Source organism: Mycobacterium florentinum, from assembly GCF_010730355.1.
Classification (GTDB): domain Bacteria; phylum Actinomycetota; class Actinomycetes; order Mycobacteriales; family Mycobacteriaceae; genus Mycobacterium; species Mycobacterium florentinum.
Genome location: NZ_AP022576.1, coordinates 2,215,176 through 2,236,377, shown reverse-complemented (window position 1 = coordinate 2,236,377; position 21,202 = coordinate 2,215,176). Strand labels below are relative to the sequence as shown.

General features: G+C 69.3%; 18 protein-coding genes. 9 read left to right on the top strand and 9 right to left on the bottom strand.

Going from position 1 to position 21,202, the window contains the following annotated elements; genetic code table 11:
* Window positions 1-72: 72 nt before the first annotated feature.
* Window positions 73-378: an MGMT family protein gene (locus tag G6N55_RS10415; protein WP_085223092.1), complete on the bottom strand. Its 306-nt coding sequence runs from the start codon at window positions 376-378 to the stop codon at window positions 73-75.
* Between the two features lie 3 nt (window positions 379-381).
* A complete protein-coding gene (locus tag G6N55_RS10410) occupies window positions 382-1,167 on the bottom strand; it encodes an alpha/beta fold hydrolase (RefSeq protein WP_085223090.1) in 786 nt (261 codons plus the stop codon).
* Window positions 1,168-1,247: 80 nt separating this feature from the next.
* Here G6N55_RS10410 and G6N55_RS10405 point away from each other — a divergent pair, with 80 nt between their 5' ends.
* The 4 genes from G6N55_RS10405 (at window position 1,248) to nudC (ending at window position 9,761) form a co-directional block, all read left to right on the top strand.
* A complete protein-coding gene (locus G6N55_RS10405) occupies window positions 1,248-4,352 on the top strand; it encodes an ATP-dependent helicase (protein ID WP_085223088.1) in 3,105 nt (1,034 codons plus the stop codon).
* Window positions 4,349-7,678 carry an ATP-dependent helicase gene (locus G6N55_RS10400; RefSeq protein ID WP_085223086.1) on the top strand — a complete coding sequence of 1,110 codons (3,330 nt, stop codon included), beginning with the start codon at window positions 4,349-4,351 and terminating at the stop codon, window positions 7,676-7,678. Before G6N55_RS10405 ends, G6N55_RS10400 begins: the two co-directional genes overlap by 4 nt.
* Window positions 7,679-7,767: 89 nt before the next feature.
* Window positions 7,768-8,838, top strand: a complete 1,071-nt coding sequence (locus G6N55_RS10395) for a potassium channel family protein (protein WP_085223095.1) — start codon at window positions 7,768-7,770, stop codon at window positions 8,836-8,838.
* A complete protein-coding gene (gene nudC / locus G6N55_RS10390; protein ID WP_085223084.1) occupies window positions 8,838-9,761 on the top strand; it encodes an NAD(+) diphosphatase in 924 nt (307 codons plus the stop codon). Before G6N55_RS10395 ends, nudC begins: the two co-directional genes overlap by 1 nt.
* A 4-nt stretch (window positions 9,762-9,765) precedes the next feature.
* On the opposite strand, the gene G6N55_RS10385 is transcribed toward nudC, so the two are convergent.
* Together G6N55_RS10385 and mrx1 are read right to left on the bottom strand one after the other, a co-directional pair.
* On the bottom strand, window positions 9,766-10,428 hold the full coding sequence (locus G6N55_RS10385; protein ID WP_085223082.1) for a sensor domain-containing protein: 663 nt from the start codon (window positions 10,426-10,428) through the stop codon (window positions 9,766-9,768).
* Window positions 10,429-10,452: 24 nt separating this feature from the next.
* Window positions 10,453-10,707 (bottom strand): mycoredoxin Mrx1, encoded by a 255-nt coding sequence (mrx1, locus tag G6N55_RS10380; protein ID WP_085223080.1) that lies wholly within the window; start codon window positions 10,705-10,707, stop codon window positions 10,453-10,455.
* 116 nt (window positions 10,708-10,823) lie between these two features.
* Between mrx1 and G6N55_RS10375 the strand changes: the two genes are divergently transcribed.
* The 3 genes from G6N55_RS10375 (at window position 10,824) to G6N55_RS10365 (ending at window position 13,615) form a co-directional block, all read left to right on the top strand.
* Window positions 10,824-12,926: an ATP-dependent DNA helicase UvrD2 gene (locus tag G6N55_RS10375; RefSeq protein ID WP_163667728.1), complete on the top strand. Its 2,103-nt coding sequence runs from the start codon at window positions 10,824-10,826 to the stop codon at window positions 12,924-12,926.
* Window positions 12,927-13,066: 140 nt separating this feature from the next.
* On the top strand, window positions 13,067-13,219 hold the full coding sequence (locus tag G6N55_RS10370) for a hypothetical protein (protein ID WP_163667267.1): 153 nt from the start codon (window positions 13,067-13,069) through the stop codon (window positions 13,217-13,219).
* A 126-nt stretch (window positions 13,220-13,345) separates the two neighbouring features.
* Window positions 13,346-13,615: a WhiB family transcriptional regulator gene (locus G6N55_RS10365; RefSeq protein ID WP_085223076.1), complete on the top strand. Its 270-nt coding sequence runs from the start codon at window positions 13,346-13,348 to the stop codon at window positions 13,613-13,615.
* On the opposite strand, the gene G6N55_RS10360 is transcribed toward G6N55_RS10365, so the two are convergent.
* The 3 genes from G6N55_RS10360 to G6N55_RS10350 form a co-directional block, all read right to left on the bottom strand.
* Window positions 13,612-14,955 carry a macrolide-binding ATPase MABP-1 gene (locus G6N55_RS10360; protein WP_085223074.1) on the bottom strand — a complete coding sequence of 448 codons (1,344 nt, stop codon included), beginning with the start codon at window positions 14,953-14,955 and terminating at the stop codon, window positions 13,612-13,614. The two genes, G6N55_RS10365 and G6N55_RS10360, sit on opposite strands and share 4 nt — an antisense overlap.
* A gap of 104 nt (window positions 14,956-15,059) precedes the next feature.
* Window positions 15,060-15,914, bottom strand: coding sequence for a cyclodehydratase (locus G6N55_RS10355; protein WP_085223072.1), 855 nt, complete (start codon window positions 15,912-15,914; stop codon window positions 15,060-15,062).
* Window positions 15,915-15,978: 64 nt separating this feature from the next.
* Window positions 15,979-16,671: a C39 family peptidase gene (locus G6N55_RS10350; protein ID WP_232078972.1), complete on the bottom strand. Its 693-nt coding sequence runs from the start codon at window positions 16,669-16,671 to the stop codon at window positions 15,979-15,981.
* Between the two features lie 324 nt (window positions 16,672-16,995).
* Between G6N55_RS10350 and G6N55_RS10345 the strand changes: the two genes are divergently transcribed.
* A complete protein-coding gene (locus G6N55_RS10345) occupies window positions 16,996-17,331 on the top strand; it encodes a type 2 periplasmic-binding domain-containing protein (RefSeq protein WP_372517577.1) in 336 nt (111 codons plus the stop codon).
* A 27-nt stretch (window positions 17,332-17,358) separates the two neighbouring features.
* Here the strand turns inward: G6N55_RS10345 and G6N55_RS30100 are convergent, their stop codons facing one another.
* The gene (locus G6N55_RS30100) at window positions 17,359-18,576 is read right to left on the bottom strand and encodes a PPE family protein (protein ID WP_085223066.1); all 1,218 of its coding nucleotides are present in this window, start codon (window positions 18,574-18,576) and stop codon (window positions 17,359-17,361) included.
* Between the two features lie 125 nt (window positions 18,577-18,701).
* A complete protein-coding gene (locus G6N55_RS10335) occupies window positions 18,702-20,075 on the bottom strand; it encodes a zinc-dependent metalloprotease (protein WP_139826908.1) in 1,374 nt (457 codons plus the stop codon).
* Between the two features lie 79 nt (window positions 20,076-20,154).
* On the opposite strand from G6N55_RS10335, the gene G6N55_RS10330 reads away from it, so the two are divergent.
* Complete coding sequence (locus G6N55_RS10330; RefSeq protein WP_085223063.1) at window positions 20,155-21,177, top strand: YlbL family protein; 1,023 nt, start codon at window positions 20,155-20,157, stop codon at window positions 21,175-21,177.
* Window positions 21,178-21,202 lie beyond the last annotated feature (25 nt).

The window sequence follows — 21,202 nt, the reverse complement described above, 5'->3', positions numbered from 1 at the left end:
AGACCTTCACCCATCAACGACCGCTACAGCGTGTCGTCACACTTCCTCAACCAACCTGCCTGGGCAGTACATCTAGTCCGGCGGAAACTCGTACCGAACCTCGTCGAGCGCAACCCTGCCGTCGACGGCGAGAACTCCTTCGGCGCGCAGTAGTTCGAGTTGCCGCGTCGTCAAATGCCGGGCCGGGCGTCCGGATGCGGTGATCACCCGGTGCCAGGGCAGGTCGGAGGAGTCGGTCCGCATGATCCACCCGACGATCCGCGGGCTGGAAAGCCCTGCGACAGCGGCGATGTCGCCGTAGGTACAGACGCGGCCGGAGGGGATCGCGGCCACCAGCGCGCGCACCCGTTCGACTTGCTCCTCGGTCACCGGCGCCATGGGTCAGCGCGCTCCGAGTTGCTTGCGGATCAGCGCGGCGACCTCGGTCGGCTTGGCGCCGGGCACCATGTGGTTGCACTCGTAGGTCAGCAGCTCGAAATCGGATCCCAGTCGTTCCCGCAGACCCGTGACGAGCTGGTCGGTGACGTAGGGCGGCGACGTCCACGCCGCGCGCACCAACGTCGTCGGGGTTCCCGCGGGCGGAAGCACGGTGGGACGGGCCAACTCGCTCCAGTAGGACATCATCGCGGGCAGACTGACCCGCCAGCCGTACCGTCCGCTGGGTAGCCGGACCAGATGCTCGTCGAGTTCGGCGTCGAGCACCGCGGGATCGACGTCCACCCAAGAGCCGGTTGCCTTTTCCATCCGGGCTTCCGCGGGATCCGGGTAGTCGGGTGAGGAGAACATCGCCTCGGCGATCCGGCTGGTCCAGCCGCCGTCCAAGCCGACCGCGGGGTCGAGCAGCAGTAGCGCCGCCACCAGGTCCGGCCGGGTCGCGGCCAAGTTCATTGCCAGCCCGCCGCCGAAAGAGTGCCCGACGACCAGGACCGGGGCCTGCGCCACCTCGTCGAGCAGCGCGGCCAGCGCCGCGACGTTGGCGTCGATGGTCCACGGGGCGGCCCATGACGACCTGCCGTGGCCGAGCAGATCGGGAGCGGCGATGGTGATTTCGGGCAGATACTCGCCCAACTGTTGCCACCGCTGGCCGTGGCCGGTCAGTCCGTGCAGGGCGAGCAGCTGCACCGGGCCCGACGGACCGAAGCGGTGCACGTGAAGGTCGGTGGTCACGCGTCGATGATGCCAGGCCCGGGCGACACCGCCGGTCGTAGCCGAACCGACTTGTCAGACCCTCGTGATGTCATGCCCGTATGTCGTTGACTTGGGGTGCCGAGGCGGGAGCCGTGCTGGCGCCGGATGCCCGCGGCTCGGTCCGCATCCTGGGCGGCCCGGGCACCGGAAAGACCAGCCTGCTCGTCGATGCCGCGGTCGCTGCGGTCGACCGCGGCATCGATCCGGAATCGGTTCTGCTGCTTACCGGTTCGGGCCGGATCGGGATGCGGCAGCGCAGCGCGTTGACGATGGCATTGCTGCGCGCGACCGGCCCGGGCACCTCGGCGATCCGTGAGCCGGTCGTGCGCACCGTGCACAGCTACGCCTACGCGGTGTTGCGCCGGGCGGCCGAACGCGCCGGCGACGCTCCGCCGCGGCTGGTCACCAGCGCCGAACAGGACGCCATCATCCGCGAGCTGCTGGCCGGCGACCTCGAGGAGGCCGGCACCTGTGCGTGGCCGGCGCATCTGTGGCCCGCCCTGAGCACCGCGGGATTCGCCACCGAATTGCGAAACCTGTTGGCGCGCTGCGCGGAACGGGGTGTGGATCCACAAGAGCTGCAGCGCCTCGGCCGGCGGTCCCGACGGCCGGAATGGACCGCGGCGGGCCGATTCGCGCAACAGTACGAGCAGGTGATGTTGCTTCGCGCGGCGGTCGGAACGGCGACGACGCCGGCGCTGGGTGCCGCCGAACTGGTCGGTGCCGCTCTGGAGGCGTTCGCGGTTGACGCCGAACTGTTGGCCGCCGAGCGCGCCCGCATCCGGGTTCTGTTGGTCGACGACGCGCAGCAACTCGACCCGCAGGCGGCCCGCCTGGTCCGGGTGCTGGCGGCGGGAAGCGAACTGGCGCTGGTCGCCGGGGATCCCAACCAGGCGGTGTTCGGCTTCCGCGGCGGCGAGCCGGCCGGGCTGTTGGACGGCGAAGCCCCGTCGGTGACGCTGACGCGGTCGCATCGGTGTGCGCCGGCGGTGGCGCGCGCCGTCACCGGGATCGCGCGACGGCTACCCGGCAGCAGCGACGGCCGGGCGATCGAGGGCACCGGCGCCGAGGAGGGATCCGTCAGCGTTCGGCTGGCGGCCTCGGCGCACGCGGAGGCCGCGATGATCGCCGACGCGCTGCGGCGTGCGCATCTCGTCGACAACGTGCCGTGGTCGCAGATGGCGGTGATCGTGCGGTCGGTGCCGCGAGCCGGCGCCCGGTTGCCGCGAGCGCTGGCGGCCGCCGGGGTGCCGGTGGCCGCATCCGCGGTGAGCGGGTCGCTGACCGAGGGGCCCGCGGTGCGGGCAATGCTCACGGTGCTGGCCGCGACGGCCGAGGGTCTGGACGGCGACCGGGCGCTGGCATTGCTGACCGGGCCCATCGGCCGCGTCGACCCGGTCTCGCTGCGGCAGCTGCGCCGAACGCTGACGCGCGGCAAACCCGCTGACGTGGCAGGGGATTTCGGCGACGTATTGGTGGCCGCGCTGGGCGCCGGGGCGCCGACGTCCGGGTCCCGGCCGCTGCAGCGCATACGTGGCGTCCTCGACGCGGCCGCGCGCTGCCACCGCGACGGGCAAGACCCGCGCTACACGCTCTGGGCGGCGTGGCACCGGTCAGGTCTGCAACGCCGCTGGTTGGCGGCCAGCGAGCGTGGCGGCTCCGCCGCGACCCAGGCCACCAGGGACCTCGAGGCAGTGACGGCATTGTTCGACGTCACCGATCAATACGTGTCGCGCACCCCCGGGGCGTCACTGCGCGGTCTGCTCGAGCACGTCGCGGCGCTGCAGCTGCCGGGCGTCAAGACCGAGCCCGCGTCGACGACCGAGCAGGTCCAGGTGCTCAGCGCCCACGCCGCCCTGGGGCACGAATGGGACGTGTTGGTCATCGCCGGCCTGCAGGATGGGTTGTGGCCCAACACCGTTCCGCGCGGTGGTGTGCTGGCCACGCAGCGGCTGCTCGACGTCATGGACGGTGTCGGCGCCGACGCCTCGGTGCGCGCGCCGCTGCTGGCCGAGGAGCGCAGGCTGCTGGTGGCCGCGATGGGCCGGGCCCGGCGTCGACTGCTGGTGACCGCGGTCGACAGCGACAGCGACGGCGCGGACGGGGGAGCCGCGCTGCCCTCGCCGTTCTTCTTCGAGGTCGCGCAGTGGGCCGATGAGGACGCTAATAGCCCTGGTGTACAGCCGATTTCAGCACCACGCGTGCTGTCCACCGCGGCGCTGGTCGGCCGGTTGCGCGGTGTCGTCTGCGCGCCGGACGGTGCGGTCGACGATGCCGCTCGCCATTGTGCGGCAACGCAATTGGCTCGGCTGGCCGCCGCCGGTGTGCCCGGCGCCGACCCGTCGGGCTGGCACGGGCTGACCGCGGTCAGCACCAGCGATCCGCTGCGCGACGGCCGCGATCCGGTCACGTTGACGCCATCGACGCTGCAGACCCTCAACGACTGCCCGCTGCGCTGGCTCGTCGAGCGGCACGGCGGGACCAACCCGCGAGAGCTGCGGTCGACAATCGGCTCGGTGCTGCACGCACTGATCGCCGAGCCGGGCAAAACCGAGACGCAACTGTTGGCGGAGCTGGAAAGGGCTTGGGAGCACCTGCCTTTCGACGCCCGATGGCATTCGGCCAACGAGCTGACCCGGCACCGCGCCATGATCGAGGCGTTCGTCGAGTGGCGAGCGCAGACGCGGAGCGAGCTGCGAGAGGTCGGCGTCGAGGTGGACGTCGACGGAGTCCTCGGCACGCCGCGTGCCGACGGTGGCGAAGTCCGGTTGCGCGGCCGGGTAGATCGGCTGGAACGCGACGGGTCCGGCCGGCTGGTGATCGTCGACATCAAGACGGGCAAAACGCCGGTCACCAAGGACGACGCCCAGCAGCACGCTCAGCTGGCGATGTACCAGCTCGCGGTGGCCGAAGGCCTCGTGCCCGATGGCGATGAGCCCGGCGGCGCGCGGCTGGTCTACATCGCCAAGAGCGGGGCGGCGGGCGCCACCGTGCGAGAGCAGGATCCGCTGACGCCGGCCGCCCGCGACGAATGGCGCGACCTCGTCACGCGCGCGGCCGACGCGACCGCCGGTCCACAATTCGTCGCCCGGCGCAACGACGGCTGCTCGCACTGCCCGGTCCGTCCGTCGTGCCCGGCCTACGGCGAAGGTTCGGCGTCATGACCCCGCGCTACAGCCCGGACGAATTAGCCAGTGCGCTAGGGCTTTTCCCGCCCACAGCCGAACAGGCCGCCGTCATCGCCGCGCCGCCGGGACCGCTCGTCGTGATCGCCGGTGCGGGCGCGGGCAAGACCGAGACGATGGCCGCGCGGGTGGTGTGGCTGATCGCCAACGGGTACGCCGAGCCCGGTCAGGTGCTGGGATTGACGTTCACCCGCAAGGCAGCCGGACAGCTGCTGCGCCGGGTCCGCTCCCGGCTGGCCCGGTTGGCCGGTATCGGCTTGGGCACGGCCGGCACGGTGACCCTCGAATCGGCGGGCGCCCCGGCGGTCAGCACCTATCACGCGTTCGCCGGCTCGCTGCTGCGGGACTACGGTCTGCTGCTGTCGATCGAACCCGACACCCGCCTGCTCAGCGAGACCGAGCTGTGGCAGCTGGCGTTCGACGTGGTCAACGGCTACGGCGGGCAGCTGAGCACCGACAAGACGCCGGCCGCGGTCACCTCGATGGTGTTGCGGCTGTGGGGCCAGCTCACCGAGCACCTGGTCGACACCGGCCAGCTCCGCGACACCCACCTGGAGTTAGAGCGGTTGGTCCACGCCCTGCCCGCCGGCCCCTACCAACGCGACCGCGGACCGAGCCAATGGTTACTGCGGCTGCTGGCCGCCCAGACCGAGCGCACCGAGCTGGTACCGCTGCTGGATGCCTTGCAGGAGCGGATGCGCAGCGCGAAGGTCATGGACTTCGGCGTGCAAATGGCCTCGGCGGCAAGGCTTGCCGCGAACTTCCCGCAAGTCGGGGAGGACTTGCGCAACCGCTACCGGGTGGTCCTGCTCGACGAGTACCAGGACACCGGACACGCCCAGCGCATCGCGTTGTCGGCCCTGTTCGGCGGCGGCGTCGACGATGGGCTGGCGCTCACGGCCGTCGGCGATCCGATTCAGTCGATCTACGGCTGGCGCGGCGCTTCGGCAACCAATCTGCCCCGGTTCACCACCGACTTCCCGCAATCCGACGGCACACCCGCGCCGGTGCTGGAGCTGCGGACCAGCTGGCGCAACCCGCCCAGCACGCTGCACATCGCCAACGCCATTTCGGCCGAGGCGCGACGCCGATCCGTGGCCGTGCATGCCCTGCGGCCGCGCCCGGACGCCCCGCCGGGCACCGTCCGCGCCGCACTGCTGGCCGACGCGCAGGCCGAGCGCGAGTGGATCGCCGACCACCTGCACGAGCACTACCAGCGGTCGCGCGATGACGGCGTCAGCCCGCCGACCGCCGCGGTGCTGGTGCGCCGCAACGCCGATGCCGCACCCGTCGCCGAGGCGCTGCGCGCCCGCGGGATCCCGGTCGAGGTCGTCGGGCTGGCCGGCCTGCTGTCCATCCCGGAGGTCGCCGAACTGGTGGCCATGCTGCGCCTGGTCGCCGACCCCACGGCCGGTGCGGCGGCGATGCGGGTGCTGACCGGGCCACGCTGGCGACTGGGCGGCCGGGACATCGCCGCGCTCTGGCAGCGCGCGGCGACCCTCGGTGCGGGGCGCCCCGCCGACGCATCCTCGGCACAGTCGATCGCGATGGCGGCCGGTCCCTCAGGCTTAGGGGCCGACACCGCGTGCCTGGCCGACGCGATCGGTGATCCCGGCGCGGCCAACTCGTATTCGGTCACGGGATATCAACGCATCACCGCGCTGGCCGCCGAGCTGAGCGCGCTGCGCGGTCACCTCGGTCATTCGCTGCCCGACCTGGTCGCCGAGGTGCGACGCACGCTGGGCCTCGACTGCGAAGTCCGCGCGGCCGCAGGCCATGGCGGCTGGGCCGGCGCCGAACACCTCGACGCCTTCGCCGACGTGGTCGCCGGATATGCGGAGCGCACAACCGCGACCGACGCGTCCGCCGCGGCATCCGTCCTGGGGCTGCTGGCCTACCTGGACGCCGCCGAGGTCGTCGAAAACGGCTTGGCGCCTGCGCCGTTGACGGTTGCTCGGGACCGGGTCCAGGTGCTCACCGTGCACTCCGCGAAGGGCCTGGAGTGGGAGGTCGTCGCGGTGGCGCACCTGTCCGGCGGAATATTCCCGTCGACCGCGTCGCGCAGCAGCTGGCTCACCGACGCCGCCGAACTACCGCCGCTGCTGCGCGGGGACCGCGCCTCGGCGGGCGCGCTGGGCATCCCGGTGCTGGACCTCTCGGACGTCACCAATCGAAAGCAGCTGTCGGACGAGATCTCCGAGCATCGCCGCCAGCTGGAGCAGCGCCGCGTCGACGAAGAGCGCCGGCTGTTGTATGTCGGGATCACTCGGGCCGAGGACACGCTGCTGGTCTCCGGTCATCACTGGGGCCCGACCGGGATCAAACCGCGTGGGCCGTCGGACTTCCTGTGCGAACTCAAGGACGTCATCGACCGATCGGTCGCGGAGGGTAATCCCTGCGGCGTGGTGGAGCAGTGGGCCCCCGCACCCGCCGAAGGTGATCGGAACCCGCTGCGCGACAGTGCAATCGAAGCGGTATGGCCCGCCGATCCGCTGGCCCGGCGCCGTCCCGACGTGGAACGCGGAGCGGCGCTGGTGGCCGGGGCTATGGCGGCCGGCGCGACGCAAGACTGTGTCGACGTCGAAGTCGACGTCGACGGCTGGGCTGCCGACGTCGACGCGCTGCTGGCCGAGCGCGCCCGCGCCGAACGACGGGTTGTCCGCGCTCTGCCCAGCCAGTTGTCGGTCAGCGGCCTGGTGGACCTGGCCCGCGACCCCGAGGGTGCGGTGCAGCGGCTGGTGCATCGCCTGCCGACCCGCCCCGATCCACATGCATTGCTGGGCAACGCCTTTCACTCTTGGGTACAACAGTTCTACGGAACCGAGTGGCTGTTCGAGCTGGGCGACCTGCCGGGTGCGGCCGACTCCGATGTGGGCCACACCGGGGAACTGGCCGTGTTGCAGCAGGCGTTCACCCGGTCGCAGTGGGCGGCCCGCACACCCATTGCCGTCGAGGTCCCGTTCGAGATGCCGATCGGCGACACCGTGGTGCGTGGGCGCATCGACGCCGTCTTCGCCGAACCCGACGGTGGCGCCACGGTGGTGGACTGGAAAACGGGCGAACCTCCGCGCGGTGCCGAGGCGATGCGGCAGGCCGCCGTCCAGCTCGCCGTCTACCGCCTGGCGTGGGCGGCGTTGTCCGGATGCCCGGAGTCCTCGGTGCGGACCGCGTTCCACTACGTGCGCACCGGTGTCACCGTCGTCCCCGACGAACTACCCGATCTCACCGAGCTGGCCGGGCTGGCCCCGGCGAGCGGGCGGTACCCCCAGCCCGACGCCGCGGGCGAGCGCGGTGTCGCCGTCTGAGGCGATCAAGTGTCTGCCGACCGGCGATCGTGGTTACATTTGAGTCGTGCGTGTGGCGTGCGGTGTTGTCCGGCCAACGATGGACCGCTGTGCCCAAGGGTAGATTGCCACGGCTGCGGGGTCTCGACGAGAGACTGACCACCCAGCCCGGTCACCTGCTGGTCGGCGTGCTGCGCATCCCCGAGGACCACGGCAGCCCCGCCCGCGTCATCACCCGGCGGCTGGTCATCGCGCTGGTGCTGTTGTTCGGTGCCGCCTTCGTCGTCTACCTCGACCGCAATGGCTATCGCGACGTGCGCGGCGATCGGCTGACGTTCCTGGACTGCCTCTATTTCTCGGCGGTGTCGCTGTCGACGACCGGCTACGGCGACATCACGCCGTACACCGAAACCGCACGCCTGGTCAACACCGTCGTCTTCACTCCGCTGCGGATCGCGTTCCTGGTCGTGTTGGTCGGAACAACGCTCGAGGTGCTCTCGGAGCGGTCCCGGCAGGGGTGGAAAATCCAGCGTTGGAGGAACAGAGTGCGCAACCACACCATCGTGATCGGGTACGGCACCAAGGGGAAACGGGCCGTGGCAGCCATCGCCAGTGACGAGGCGGCCCAAGGCGAGATCGTCGTCGTGGACACCGATCGCGGCGCCCTCGAGCACGCCACCACCGCGGGTCTGGTCACCGTGCACGGCGACGGCACCAAGTCCGACGTGCTGCGGCTGGCCGGGGCCCAGCACGCGTCGTCGATCATCGTCGCCACCAGCCGCGACGACACCGCCGTGCTCGTGACGCTGACGGCGCGAGAGATCGCGCCCAAGGCCAAGATCGTGGCCGCGATCCGGGAGGCCGAGAATTCGCACCTGCTGCAGCAATCGGGCGCGGACTCGGTGGTGGTCTCATCGGAAACCGCGGGCCGGCTGCTCGGTCTTGCCACCACCACGCCCAGCGTCGTGGAGATGATCGAAGACCTGCTGACCCCGGACGCCGGGCTGGCCATCGCCGAACGCGAAGTGGAGGCGAGCGAAGTCGGCGGATCGCCGCGGCACCTGCGCGACATCGTGCTCGGCGTCGTGCGGGACGGACATCTGCTTCGCATCGGCGCACCAGAAGTGGATGCCATCGAGGCCACCGACCGGCTGCTCTACATCAAAAACGCGGGGCACTAGTGGACTTCCAGCTCAGCAGTGTCCCGTTGCTCTCGCGCGTCGGCGCCGACCGGGCCGACCAACTGCGCACCGACGTCGAAGCGGCCACTGTCGGATGGGCGGCTGCGGCGCTGCTGCGGGTCGATTCGCGCAACCAGGTGCTGGTCGCCAATGGCCGGGTGGTACTCGGCGCGGCGGCCGAACTTGGCGAAAAGCCGCCGCACGACGCGGTATTCCTCGGCCGCATCGAGAACGGCCAGCACGTCTGGGCCATCCGCGGAGCGCTGCAATCGCCCGAGGACCCGGACGTCCAAACCGAAGTGCTGAACCTGCGCAGTCTCGGCCCGATCTTCGACGACACCAGCAGCCAACTGGTGTCGTCGGCCGTCGCGCTGCTGAATTGGCATGACAGGGCGCGATTCAGCGCGGTCGACGGCTCCCCGACGAAACCGGCCCGGGCGGGCTGGTCGCGAGTCAACCCGGTCACCGGGCACGAGGAGTTCCCGCGCATCGACCCGGCGGTCATCTGCCTGGTGCACGACGGCGGCGACCGCGCGGTGCTGGCCCGCCAGGCGGTGTGGCCCGAGCGAATGTTCTCCCTGCTGGCCGGATTCGTGGAAGCCGGAGAGTCTTTCGAGGTCTGCGTGGTCCGGGAGATCCGTGAGGAAATCGGCCTGAACGTCAGCGACGTTCGCTACCTGGGCAGCCAGCCGTGGCCGTTTCCGCGTTCGCTGATGGTCGGCTTCCATGCGCTGGGCGACCCTGACGAGGAGTTCGCGTTCAACGACGGTGAGATCGCCGAGGCGGCCTGGTTCACTCGCGACGAGGTGCGCGCGGCGCTTGCGGTCGGCGATTGGAGCAGTTCGTCGGAGTCGAAACTGCTTCTGCCCGGGTCGATTTCGATCGCACGGGTGATCATCGAATCCTGGGCCGAGCTCGACTGAGACGCTAACCGATGCGATCGGTGATGATCTGCAGGACGGAGTTCGCGATCTGATCCGCGGACTCGAGCCCGACCACGCCGACCGACACGAGATACGCAGACTTGGTGCGGTACAGATGGCTCCACTGGTCGGCGCTGAGCTTCAGCGTCGACGGATCCGGTCGATCGAGGGTGAAGCTGTAGTTCGGGTCTTGCAGGGCCACGCACGCTTGCAGCGAGGATTCCAGCTGATGGAATGCGCCTTGCGCCGCATCGGGATTCGCGTAGCGCCCCGCCGCCTGGGTGACTCCATTGATCATCGCCCGGCCCAGCGGCTGGATGTCGTCGGTGACGCCGTGGAACCCCGCGGCCCGAAACTCCGTCCAGTTGCTGCCGAAGGTGAGGTCGTTGTGTCCCACCACCCGACACGGTCCCGGCGCGTTGGCGTCCGACGGGGCCGGCTTGTTCAGGTCCGCCTCGGCACGCGCGAGATCGTCGGCCTTGGCGATGCGCCGGACGTCATCGAGGCCGACGATCATGTCGTCGACGTGGGTGACGGTGGGGTGCGACTTGGCCGGGGTGCTCGAATGCGAGCAAGCCGACATCAACATCACCGCGGCGCAACCCATCGCGGCCGCCGAGAATTTGCGAATTGGGCTGTTTTGTCGCGAACGCAAATTCGGCGCCATGGTTCGTATCGTAAGTCGCGCGGCTCAGCCGGCGACCTGAGCCAGCTTCGCTTTCACCTCGGCGGCACTCGGGTTGGTCAGCGTCGAGCCGTCGGCGAACTTCACCGTCGGCACCGTCCGGTTCCCACCGTTGACCGAACCGACGAATTCCGCGGCCGCCGGGTCGTCTTCGATGTCGACCGTCTCGTACGGGATTCCGTTGGACTTGAGCACGGTCATGAGCCGATGGCAATAACCACACCATGACGTCGTGTAAACGGTAATCGGAGCGTTGCTCATAACCCGATAACGTAGCCCGGCGACCGCGCGTTCCGCACCAGGGGCGCCACCCGGGCGGGCGGGTTCGGCGTGGCGAAACACCGGGTTTGTCGGCGACCGCTGCCAAGATGGACGGCATGCCGTTGGTCGCCGACCCACTGACCGCCGGACTGGACGACGAACAGCGCGAAGCCGTGCTGGCGCCGCGCGGACCGGTATGTGTGCTCGCGGGCGCCGGAACAGGCAAGACTCGCACCATCACACACCGCATCGCCCAGCTGGTGGCGAGTGGCCATGTCGCCGCCGGGCAGGTGCTGGCCGTCACGTTCACCCAGCGCGCGGCCGGCGAGATGCGGTCCCGATTGCGGACGCTGGACGCCGTCGCGGCGCAGAACGGATCCGGCGTCGGCGCCGTGCAGGCGCTGACCTTTCACTCGGCCGCACACCGGCAGTTGCGATATTTCTGGCCGCGGGTGGTCGGCGACACCGGCTGGCAGCTACTGGACACCAAGTTCGCCATCGTGGCCCGGGCGGCCAGCCGCATCCGGCTCAATGTCAGCACCGACGACGTGCGCGACCTGGCCGGCGAGATCGAGTGGGCCAAGGCCTCGTTGATCGGCCCCGAGGCGTACCCGAGCGAGGTCGCCGCCGCCGGACGTGACATCCCGCTGGACGCCAATAAGGTCGCCGACGTCTACACCGCCTACGAGGCCCTCAAGGTCCGCGACGAATCGCTGACGCTGCTCGACTTCGACGACTTGCTGCTACACACCGCGGCCGCGATCGAAAACGACGCCGCGGTCGCCGAGGAATTCCGCGACCGCTACCGCTGCTTCGTCGTCGACGAGTACCAGGACGTCACCCCGCTGCAGCAGCGGGTGCTGTCGGCGTGGCTGGGCGATCGCGACGACCTGACCGTCGTCGGCGACGCCAACCAGACCATCTACTCGTTCACCGGCGCCTCGCCCCGCTACCTGCTCGACTTCTCGCGGCAGTTCCCGGACGCGACGGTGGTGCGCCTGGAGCGCGACTACCGGTCCACCCCGCAGGTCGTATCGCTGGCCAACCAGGTGATCGCCGCGGCCCGCGGCCGGGTCGCCGGCAGCAAGCTGCAGCTGTCCGGCCAGCGGGCGCCGGGTCCCGTGCCGACGTTTCACGAGCATCCCGACGAAACCGTCGAGGCGGCCGCGGTCGCGAAGACGATCGCCGGGCTGATCGAATCCGGCACCGCGCCGTCCGAAATCGCGGTGCTCTACCGCGTCAACGCGCAGTCCGAGATCTACGAGGAGGCCCTGACCGAGGCGGGCATCGCCTACCAAGTGCGCGGCGGCGAGGGCTTCTTCAACCGCCAGGAGATCAAGCAGGCGATGGTGGCCTTGCGGCGCGCCGCCGAGCGAGGCGCCGAGGGTCCGGTGCCCGAGGTGGTCCGCGCGGTGCTGGAACCGCTGGGGCTGACGGCCTCCGAACCCGTCGGGACCCGGGCCCGGGAGCGCTGGGAGGCGCTGACCGCGTTGGCGGAATTGGTGGACGACGAGGTGGCCCAGCGCCCGGAGCTGGAACTGCCGGGCCTGGTGGCCGAGCTGTTGATCCGGGCCGACTCCCGGCACCCACCGGTGGTGCAGGGCGTCACCTTGGCGTCGCTGCACGCCGCCAAGGGCCTGGAATGGGACGCGGTGTTTTTGGTCGGGTTGGCCGACGGCACCCTGCCCATTTCGCACGCCCTGGCCCACGGCGCCGAGAGCGAACCGGTCGAAGAAGAGCGTCGCCTGCTGTATGTCGGAATCACCAGGGCCCGAGTGCATTTGGCGCTGTCCTGGGCCCTGTCGCGCAGCCCGGGCGGTCGGCAGACCCGCAAGCCGTCGCGGTTTCTCAACGGAATTGCGCCGCAGACGCGTACCGACCCGGCGCCGGGCAAATCCCGGCGCAAGCAAGGCCCGTCGCGGTGCCGGATCTGCAACAACAACCTGACCACGCCGACGGCGGTCATGCTGCGCCGCTGCGAGACGTGCTCGGCGGACATCGACGAGGCGTTGTTGCTGCGGCTCAAGGAGTGGCGGTTGGACGTCGCCAAGGAGCAGAAGGTGCCCGCGTACGTCGTCTTCACCGACAACACGCTGATCGCGATCGCCGAACTGCTGCCCGACGACGAAGCGGCCCTGATCGCGATCCCGGGTATCGGCGCACGCAAGCTCGAGCAGTACGGTCCCGACGTCTTGGAGATGGTGCGCGGCCGCTCCTGACCGATTGCGCCGCCCGGACGGCGGCAAACCCGCAGGTCAGAAAATCGGTTGTCAGTACCGTCGGCTACCATCTACTCTCGGAAACGCAATCTGCTGCCGGCGCGAGCTGGCATGCGCACAGGCGAGAGGAGGTGGCCACGATGATCAACGACTCGTTCGAGGTAGGCGTGGCCGGCGCGGTGCTGACCGCGTGGACCTCCCACGCTGCCCACGCCGCCGCTACGCCGGCGGCCGCGCTTAAGCATCGCGCCGCCGCCGCGACTCGCGAGTCCGTGGATTGGGGTCTTACCTAACAGCCCCGTTTTCACCACATGGCCACGGACCCGAAGTCATCAGGATCCGTGGCCATAGTTTTGGGTCGGCAACCCGCAACCTGGTCCGGATCACCGAAAACCAACCAGGAAGCAGGTGAGCAGGACATGTCGGCACCGACAGTCCCCAGACAGCCGCAGCCGGTGTTGCCATGCCACGCCGGTGATCCCGACCTATGGTTCGCCGAGACCCCGGCGGACCTGGAGCGCGCCAAGACGCTGTGCACGGACTGCCCCGTGCGCCGTCAGTGCCTAGCCGCGGCGCTGGACCGTGCCGAACCGTGGGGTGTGTGGGGCGGCGAGATATTCGAGCGGGGCTCGGTCGTGGGTTTCAAACGGCCGCGCGGGCGTCCCCGCAAGGATGTGGTCGCCGCCTAGATGGCCGCGACGTCGGGTTCGGCGAAGCCGGGGATCAGCTCTTCGGACAACCCCTTGATCGGCACGTGGGCATCGAGCTGGCAGAGGATCGCGGCCACCGACATGATCACCCGCATCGGGATCACCAGCTTCGGCGGCAGGTCCATCTGCCGGGCCGTCCGGATCTGCGACACCGACCGGTCGATCTCGACGGCGGACATCTTCTGCAGCCATTTACGGGTGTAGTGGAAGACCTCGACCTCGACCGGTTCGACGTACTGGCGCAGCATGTCATCGATGTCGCGCACCGACACCTGCTGGCCCTTCTGGATGAAGCCGGCCTTTTCCATCGTCGGCAACAGCAGGTCGTAGTTCTTGTCGCGGGCCAACCGGATGGTCATTCCGAGCTCGATCGGAAAACCGCCGGGCATGGGCGCCACGGCACCGAAGTCGATGACGGCCATCCGCCCGTCGGGCAGCAGCATGAAGTTACCGGGGTGCGCGTCGCCGTGCAGCAACTGCAGCCGGCGGGGCGCGTCGAAGGTGAGCTCGAGGAGCCGGGTGCCGATCAGGTCGCGCTGCTCGGGGGTTCCGTGGCGAATGATCTCGGCCATCGGCACGCCCTGGATCCACTCCTGAACCACCACCTTGGGCGCGCTGGCCACCACGCGCGGCACCGCGAAGTGCGGATGTTCGTGGTACGCCTTGGCGAATGCGCGCTGGTTGTCGGCCTCGAGCCGGTAGTCGAGTTCCATTTCGGTGCGCTCGATCAGCTCGTCGACCACGCCCTGGACGTCGGCGCCGGGCGCCAGCTGTTTGACCACCCCGACCATCCGCTGCATGGTCTTCAGGTCGGCCCGTAGTGCTTCGTCGGCGCCCGGGTATTGGATCTTGACGGCCACCTCGCGACCGTCGGACCACACCGCCTTGTGCACCTGGCCGATGCTGGCCGAGGCCACCGGGGTGTCGTCGAACGAGCTGAACCGGCCCCGCCACTTGGTGCCCAGCTGCGCGTCGAGTACCCGGTGCACCTTGTCGGCCGGCAACGGCGGCGCGTCCTTCTGCAGCTTCGTCAGAGCTTCGCGGTAGGGCTCGCCGAACTCCTCGGGAATCGCGGCTTCCATCACCGAGAGGGCCTGGCCGACCTTCATCGCCCCACCCTTGAGCTCGCCAAGCACTTGGAACAGCTGGTTGGCGGCCTTCTCCAGCAGCTCGGCCTGGACTTCGTCTTTCGACTTGCCGGTCAGCCGCTTGCCAAAGCCCAGTGCGGACCGCGCAGCAAAGCCGACCGGAATAGTCGCTAACTTCGCGTTGCGCGCAGCGCGCCCCCGTTTGATCTCAGACACACACCCATCATCCATGACGAAACGCCAGTGCCGTGCTTGATCTACGCAACAGTGAGGTCTCGCAACGACCGGTGGTCACGCTGAGCCGAACTTTCCCGGCCACTCGGACGACGGCCCGCTCAGCACGGACACAACGGATGCTTGGTCCACTGCCGCTCGACAATGGCGCCGGCGTCCAGGTCGAATTCCAGCGTGGCGTTCAGCGCCCGCGGTGGCCCGGGATCGGGCCCGTCATCGTGGCCGCGCACCGCGGCGATCACCCGATTGACCTGGTTGAGCGCCAGCGCCGCGGTCGCCAGCAGGGTGGCGCGATCGGCCACACCGACGCTCTCGCGCAGCTGTGCCGCGACCGCGGGCCACGCGGCGTCTCGGTCGCTGCGGTGTAGGTCGGCGCAGCCCAGGCAGCTGGTCACGCCGGGGATGACCAGCGGGCCGACCAGCCCGGTGCCGTCGCGTACCCGGACCGCGAGGTGGGCGACGCCCTGCGTGTGTAGATCGCGCACCATGCGCGGGTCGGCGATCAGGTAGTCGGCCAGCACCACCAGGTCGACGGTCGCGCGCGACACCGCGGCGTGCGGCTGGCTGCTGTGCGCGATCCGCGCCCCCGAGCACCGCAGCGACTCCATCAGCAGGTCCGATAGCGGCCCGCGGCCGTGGATCCGGATCGAGGCGGCCCGGCCGCCGTCCTGCCGGCGCCCGCGCGTCACCACCCGGGCGCTCATCAGCTGAGCGACGAGGTCGGTCAGGCCGTCGTTGTCGGTCAACCCCCGTTCGATCGCTTGGCGCTGCAGCTCGGTGATCGGCAAGGGTGATCGCATCGCGCGCAACAGCGCGGCCAGCGCCGCCGCGGCCAGGCCACGCGGTGGACGGACCAGTACCGCGCGGCGGGGATCCCAACCCACCTGCACGGCGCCGTCGGGGCGCAGCAGCACCGGCATCGCCGGGTCCAGCGCATACACAGCGTCCCGCGGCATGAATCCAGACTGTGCCACGGCCGGGGCAACAGCCCGGTCAGTTATCCACAGGACCGGGCGATGGTCAGCCGGGCGCAGCGGTAACGACGATCGTGTGCTGCCCGGTTGTCCAAGCGGTCATGAATCTGGTGATGCTGACCTTCGTGTCGCCGTTATCGGCGTAGGGATCGTTGAGGTGCACGGTGTCGTTGTTGGTGTCGATCCCGGTGACGACGAGCAGGTGATCGGCCGTCTTGCGCTGGTCGTTGCTGTCCAAGATGGTGCCGCCGTTGACCCACGCGATGACCTTGCGGTTGGCGCCGAGGTACTGCTCTAACGCGGGCAGCGTCACCTCGTCGGGGTATTTGTCCCAGGTCATGCGCGATTTGATGCCGTAGTGGTCGAGCAGCACCACCGTGTCGGCCGCGTCGATGCCACCCTTCTCGGTTTCGTGGCCCGGGTCGCCGGTGGGCAGGTAAATCGGGCCGTCGCGGATCACCGAAGGGGTGTTCTGCGCCAGCTTGATGATCTGGTCCTCCGTCGTGGCCTTGCCGGTGACCTCCCAGACCACATCGGCCACCGAGGCCAGCCCGCAGGTGTCCTCCGTCGACTGCTGCACCCAGTACTTGGCGGCCGCCTGCGGGTCCCCGTACACGCCGCCGCCCACCGTGGTCGGCTTCGCCGAAGGACTGTCGGTCGCGGCGACGGGTGACGTCTTGGCGGCACTCGTCGCCGGCGGCGCCGAGCCGCATGCCGACAGCAACGAAACGTTGGCCATGGCGACGCAAGCGCAAACCAATGCGGTGCGCACCGAGGTCGCTATTTGGGAGTTGAACATGTTGCCGCCAAAGCCAGTCGGACGATCGATTCGCCGACACCGTAGCACTCCCAGCAAACAAACGCAGTGGTATTCACGCAACCGCTCAGCGGGCGACAGGACGCCTCGCTCGGTTATCCAAAGAAGCCGTCACCCATGTGCTCCTGCGGTCCAAGGACGGAACTGCCATAGTGATCGCGGGCTCCTCGACGCCGTAGCTGCATCGCGTATCTCGGCACCCCCTACCAGGCGGAGGCCGCGCAGAAGGGGCTGATCGAAGCCCAATTGGCCAATGCTTCAGGCAATTACGTGTTGCCCGACGCCGAGAGCGTGGAGGCCGAGGCCGCCGGGTCCGCCTCGCAAACACCGGCGAATCAGGTGGTCTCCTTGGTCAACGGCCCCGCCGCGGACGGGTACCCGATCGCCAACTACGAGTACGCGATCGTTTACAGCAAGCAGAAGGACCCTGCCGTCGCGCAGACGATGCAGGCCTTCCTGCACTGGGTGGTGACCGACGGCAGCGGCCCCAAGTTCCTCGACGCGGTTCACATCTACCTTCGGCCGCTGCCGGACGCGGTCAGGGCGTTGCCCGACGCCCAGATCACCAAGATCACCAGCTAAGCGAATTACGTTGTCTGCCAATGATTGTCATAATGCCCCCAGTCCGGCCGAGCCTTCGGCCAGGTCGGCGCCCGACAGGGCGCGAGCCCATTGCCCGAGCCCTTCGGCATTGAGCTGAGGCTGGATTCCCGCGGTTCCGGCCAGGCCCGGGGAACCGCCCAGGGCCGCCACCGCTGCGGGCACACCGGCGCTCGGTGTGGTGTAGGCGACGGTGCCGGCGAGGTTGGTGATGGTCGTGCCGGCCGAGCCGACGAGGCCGGTGGCGGTGTTGCCCAAGGTCATGACGCCGGATTGGGCGCCGATCGTGACGGAGCCACTGCCGAGCAGCGAGCCGACGCCCACGCCGGTGGTGCCGCCCACGGGCGTAAGGGTGACGGCGCCGGAAGTGGGGGCGATGATCGTGTTGGGCGGAATTCCTACCCACCCGGACCCGGCGAAGAATGTGCCGCCCGGGTAGACGGTGACGGGCGACAGCGCAAAGACGTTGACGCCGCCGCCATCCGGGATGGTGATGGTGACCGAGCCGCTGTCGACGACCATCTGGGTGTAGGTGCCGATGGTGACGGTGCTGCCGGCCGGAACGTCCGCGGTGCCGCCGGCCGGGATGTCGTGGCCCGCGGCGTTGGTTGAGCTCAGCTGCTGCATCGCGGCCCGGGTCTGGCCGCTGCTGGTGTTCGCGGCGCTCTGGGCCAGCGCGCGAGTCTGGCCGGCCGGCCCGGAGTCGCTGGTGGTGCGGGGCGGCTCGCGGTACGACGTCAGCGTGCTCGCGGCCGACGCGTCCGCGGCGTAGGCGTACATGGCGGTGGCGTCTTGGATCCAGAACTCGGCGTATTCGGCCTCGGTCGCCGCGATCGCGGCGGTGTTGTGCCCGAAGAAGTTGGTGGCGATCAGCGCTGTCCGCCGGGCCCGATTGGCCGCGATCAGCGGCGGGGGCACCGTCATGGCGAAGGCCGCCTCGTACGCGGCCGCCGCCGCGTACGCCTGAGCGGAGGTTTGGGCGGCTTGGGCCGCACCCGCTTGGAGCCAAGCGATATAGGGTGCGGCCGCGGCGGCCATCGACAGCGACGAGGGGCCGAACCATCGGCCGGTCAGCCCCGCGATCTCGGCGGCGTATCCGCTGGCGGCCGATTCCAGCTGGGCGGCCACCGCGTCCCAGGCTGCCGCGGCGGCGAGCATCGGCCCCGACCCGGGGCCGGCATACATCCGCGCGGAGTTGATCTCCGGACACAGCAAAGCATAATCCATAGCGTTCTCGCTTTGTTCAACAGAGGTTCAACAAGCGATCTAACGCCGTTCGCGTAACGTTTCCATAACAACGGGCTGCCGGTCCGCTGTGAATAAATGTTTGCTAAGTTGGGTTGGGCAACCCGTTAGCCATCGACAGAACCGGGGTCGTCCTGCTCGAGTTGGGCGATGGCCTCATCGATTCCGCTGGTATCGCCGCCGATAACGCGATCGATAAAGCCGGCTGGCTCGTCGAGGTCCTCGGTTCCCGGCAACAGATCAGGATGTTGCCAGACGCCGTCGCGTGCATCCATGCCGGCGGCCTCCGTCAGACGCTCCCAGAGTGCGGCGGCCTCCCGCATCTTGCGTGGCCGCAACTCCAGGCCGACCAGCGTGGCAAACGTTTGCTCGGCCGGGCCGCCGCTGGCCCGACGCCGGCGCAGCGTCTCGCTGAGTGCGGCCGCGCCCGGAATCCGGTCGCCCAGGGCCGCGGTCACCACGACCTGCACCCAGCCCTCGATCAGGGCCAGCAGGGTCTCCAGCCGTTCCAGCGCCTGGGTCTGTGCCGGTGTGGCCTTGGGCTCGAAGACGCCCTGGCCGAGCAGGTTCTCGATCGCCGCCGGATCGGATAGCGAGGCGGGGTTGAAGTCCCGCGCCAGCTCCTCGATCCCGCTCATGTCGATCTTCATGCCCGCCGCGTAGGCCTCGACGGCGCCCAGCAGCTGGCTGGCCAACCAGGGAACGTGGCTGAACAGCCGGTGGTGGGCCGCTTCACGGGCGGCCAAAAACGTCATGATCTCGCTGCGGGGCTGCTCGAGCCCGGCGGCGAACGCTTCCACCGCGTCCGGCATGATCGCCGCCACGCCCTTGGGTCCCAGCGGCAAACCGATGTCGGTCGATGTCAGGACCTCGCGGGACAACCGGCCCAGCGCCTGGCCCAGCTGCGAGCCGAACGCCATACCGCCCATCTGCGACATCATCGCCATGAGCGGGCCCGCCATGGCCTTGGCCTCTTCGGGCAGCGACGACGCCCAGACCGTCGAAATCTGTTGGGCCATCGGGTCGCACAGCCGCTTCCAGGTCTCCAGGGTGTTGTCCACCCAGTCGTTGGGGCTCCAGCCGACCGACTTGCTGGTGCCGGCGGGCAGCGCGGTGACGCCGTCGAGCCACGTGTCGGCGAGGCGTACCGCGTCGGCGATCGCCGAGTTCGTCGCCGCCGGGATCGGTGCGACGAACCCGATCGAGCTGGACGCGACCTGCCGGGCCAGGTCGTAGTTGACGGGTCCCGACGGGGTGCCCCCGGCCGGCCCGGTGCCCGCGTTGCTGAACATCTGACCCAGCTGCGTGAAGATTTGGCCCAGGTCACCCATGCTGAAATCCCCGCCCATGCCGAATGCGCCGAGCGGGTCGGACGGGCCCGAGCCGGACTCGGGGTTCTTCTTCCCGTGCTTGTCGCGCTCGGGGTCTTCTCCGTGTGAGAAGCCGAAAGGCAGGTCAGCCATGACCTCAACGGTACTCACCGCCGGAACAGAAGGCGCCATCCGGCATCACGCTTGTAGCTGAAAGACGCCACCCCGGTGTCCGGTTAGGGTAAGCGGCGTGAACAGGCGGATTCTGACGTTGGTGGTCGCGCTGGTGCCCATCCTGGTCTTCGGCGTGTTGCTCGCGGTGGTGACGGTGCCGTTCGTCTCGCTGGGCCCCGGCCCGACCTTCGACACGCTCGGCGAGGTCGACGGTAAGCAAGTGGTCGCGATCGAAGGCACCCAAACTCACCCGACGACCGGTCATCTCAACATGACGACGGTGTCCCAGCGCGACGATCTGACCCTGGGCGAAGCCCTCACGCTGTGGTTCTCCGGACAGGAACAGCTGGTACCGCGTGACCTCATCTACCCGCCCGGCAAATCCCGCGAGGACGTCGACAAGGCCAACAACGCCGATTTCAAAGACTCCGAGGACAGTGCCGCGTATGCCGCACTGGGCTATCTGAAATACGCACCCGCCGTCACCGTCGCGACCGTCACCGACGCTGGACCGTCAGCCGACAAACTGAAGGCCGGCGATGCGATCGATGCGGTCAACGGCACTCCGGTGGTCAACGTCGAGCAGTTCACCGGACTACTGAAGGCCACCAAGCCCGGGCAGGTGGTGACGATCGATTTCCGCCGCAAGAACGAGCCGGCCGGCGTCGCGCAAATCACGCTGGGCAGCAACAAAGACCGCGACTACGGCTTCCTGGGTGTCGCGGTGCTCGACGCGCCGTGGGCGCCGTTCGCGGTGGACTTCAACCTGGCCAACATCGGTGGGCCCTCGGCCGGCCTGATGTTCAGCCTGGCCGTCGTCGACAAGCTCACCACCGGCGATCTGGCCGGTTCGACGTTCATCGCGGGCACCGGCACCATCTCGTCGGACGGCAAGGTCGGCCAGATCGGTGGCATCACGCACAAGATGGTTGCCGCCCAGGAGGCCGGCGCCACCGTGTTCCTGGTGCCGGCAAAGAATTGCTACGAAGCGAGCGCGGACAACCCGCACGGCCTGCGCTTGATCAAGGTCGAGACGCTTGGGCAAGCCGTCGATGCGCTACACGCGATCCAGCAAGGGGGTCAGGCGCCAAGTTGCTAGCCCGCAATTCTGCGTACAGTTGTGA

Bases quoted from the DNA above. Each gene is read 5' to 3' on its own strand.
- G6N55_RS10415 (WP_085223092.1), bottom strand. From the start codon at position 378: ATGGCGCCGGTGACCGAGGAGCAAGTCGAACGGGTGCGCGCGCTGGTG.
- G6N55_RS10405 (WP_085223088.1), top strand. From the start codon at position 1,248: ATGTCGTTGACTTGGGGTGCCGAGGCGGGAGCCGTGCTGGCGCCGGAT.
- G6N55_RS10400 (WP_085223086.1), top strand. From the start codon at position 4,349: ATGACCCCGCGCTACAGCCCGGACGAATTAGCCAGTGCGCTAGGGCTT.
- G6N55_RS10385 (WP_085223082.1), bottom strand. From the start codon at position 10,428: ATGGCGCCGAATTTGCGTTCGCGACAAAACAGCCCAATTCGCAAATTC.
- mrx1 (WP_085223080.1), bottom strand. From the start codon at position 10,707: ATGAGCAACGCTCCGATTACCGTTTACACGACGTCATGGTGTGGTTAT.
- G6N55_RS10375 (WP_163667728.1), top strand. From the start codon at position 10,824: ATGCCGTTGGTCGCCGACCCACTGACCGCCGGACTGGACGACGAACAG.
- G6N55_RS10370 (WP_163667267.1), top strand. From the start codon at position 13,067: ATGATCAACGACTCGTTCGAGGTAGGCGTGGCCGGCGCGGTGCTGACC.
- G6N55_RS10365 (WP_085223076.1), top strand. From the start codon at position 13,346: ATGTCGGCACCGACAGTCCCCAGACAGCCGCAGCCGGTGTTGCCATGC.
- G6N55_RS10360 (WP_085223074.1), bottom strand. From the start codon at position 14,955: ATGGATGATGGGTGTGTGTCTGAGATCAAACGGGGGCGCGCTGCGCGC.
- G6N55_RS10355 (WP_085223072.1), bottom strand. From the start codon at position 15,914: ATGCCGCGGGACGCTGTGTATGCGCTGGACCCGGCGATGCCGGTGCTG.
- G6N55_RS10350 (WP_232078972.1), bottom strand. From the start codon at position 16,671: ATGGCCAACGTTTCGTTGCTGTCGGCATGCGGCTCGGCGCCGCCGGCG.
- G6N55_RS30100 (WP_085223066.1), bottom strand. From the start codon at position 18,576: ATGGATTATGCTTTGCTGTGTCCGGAGATCAACTCCGCGCGGATGTAT.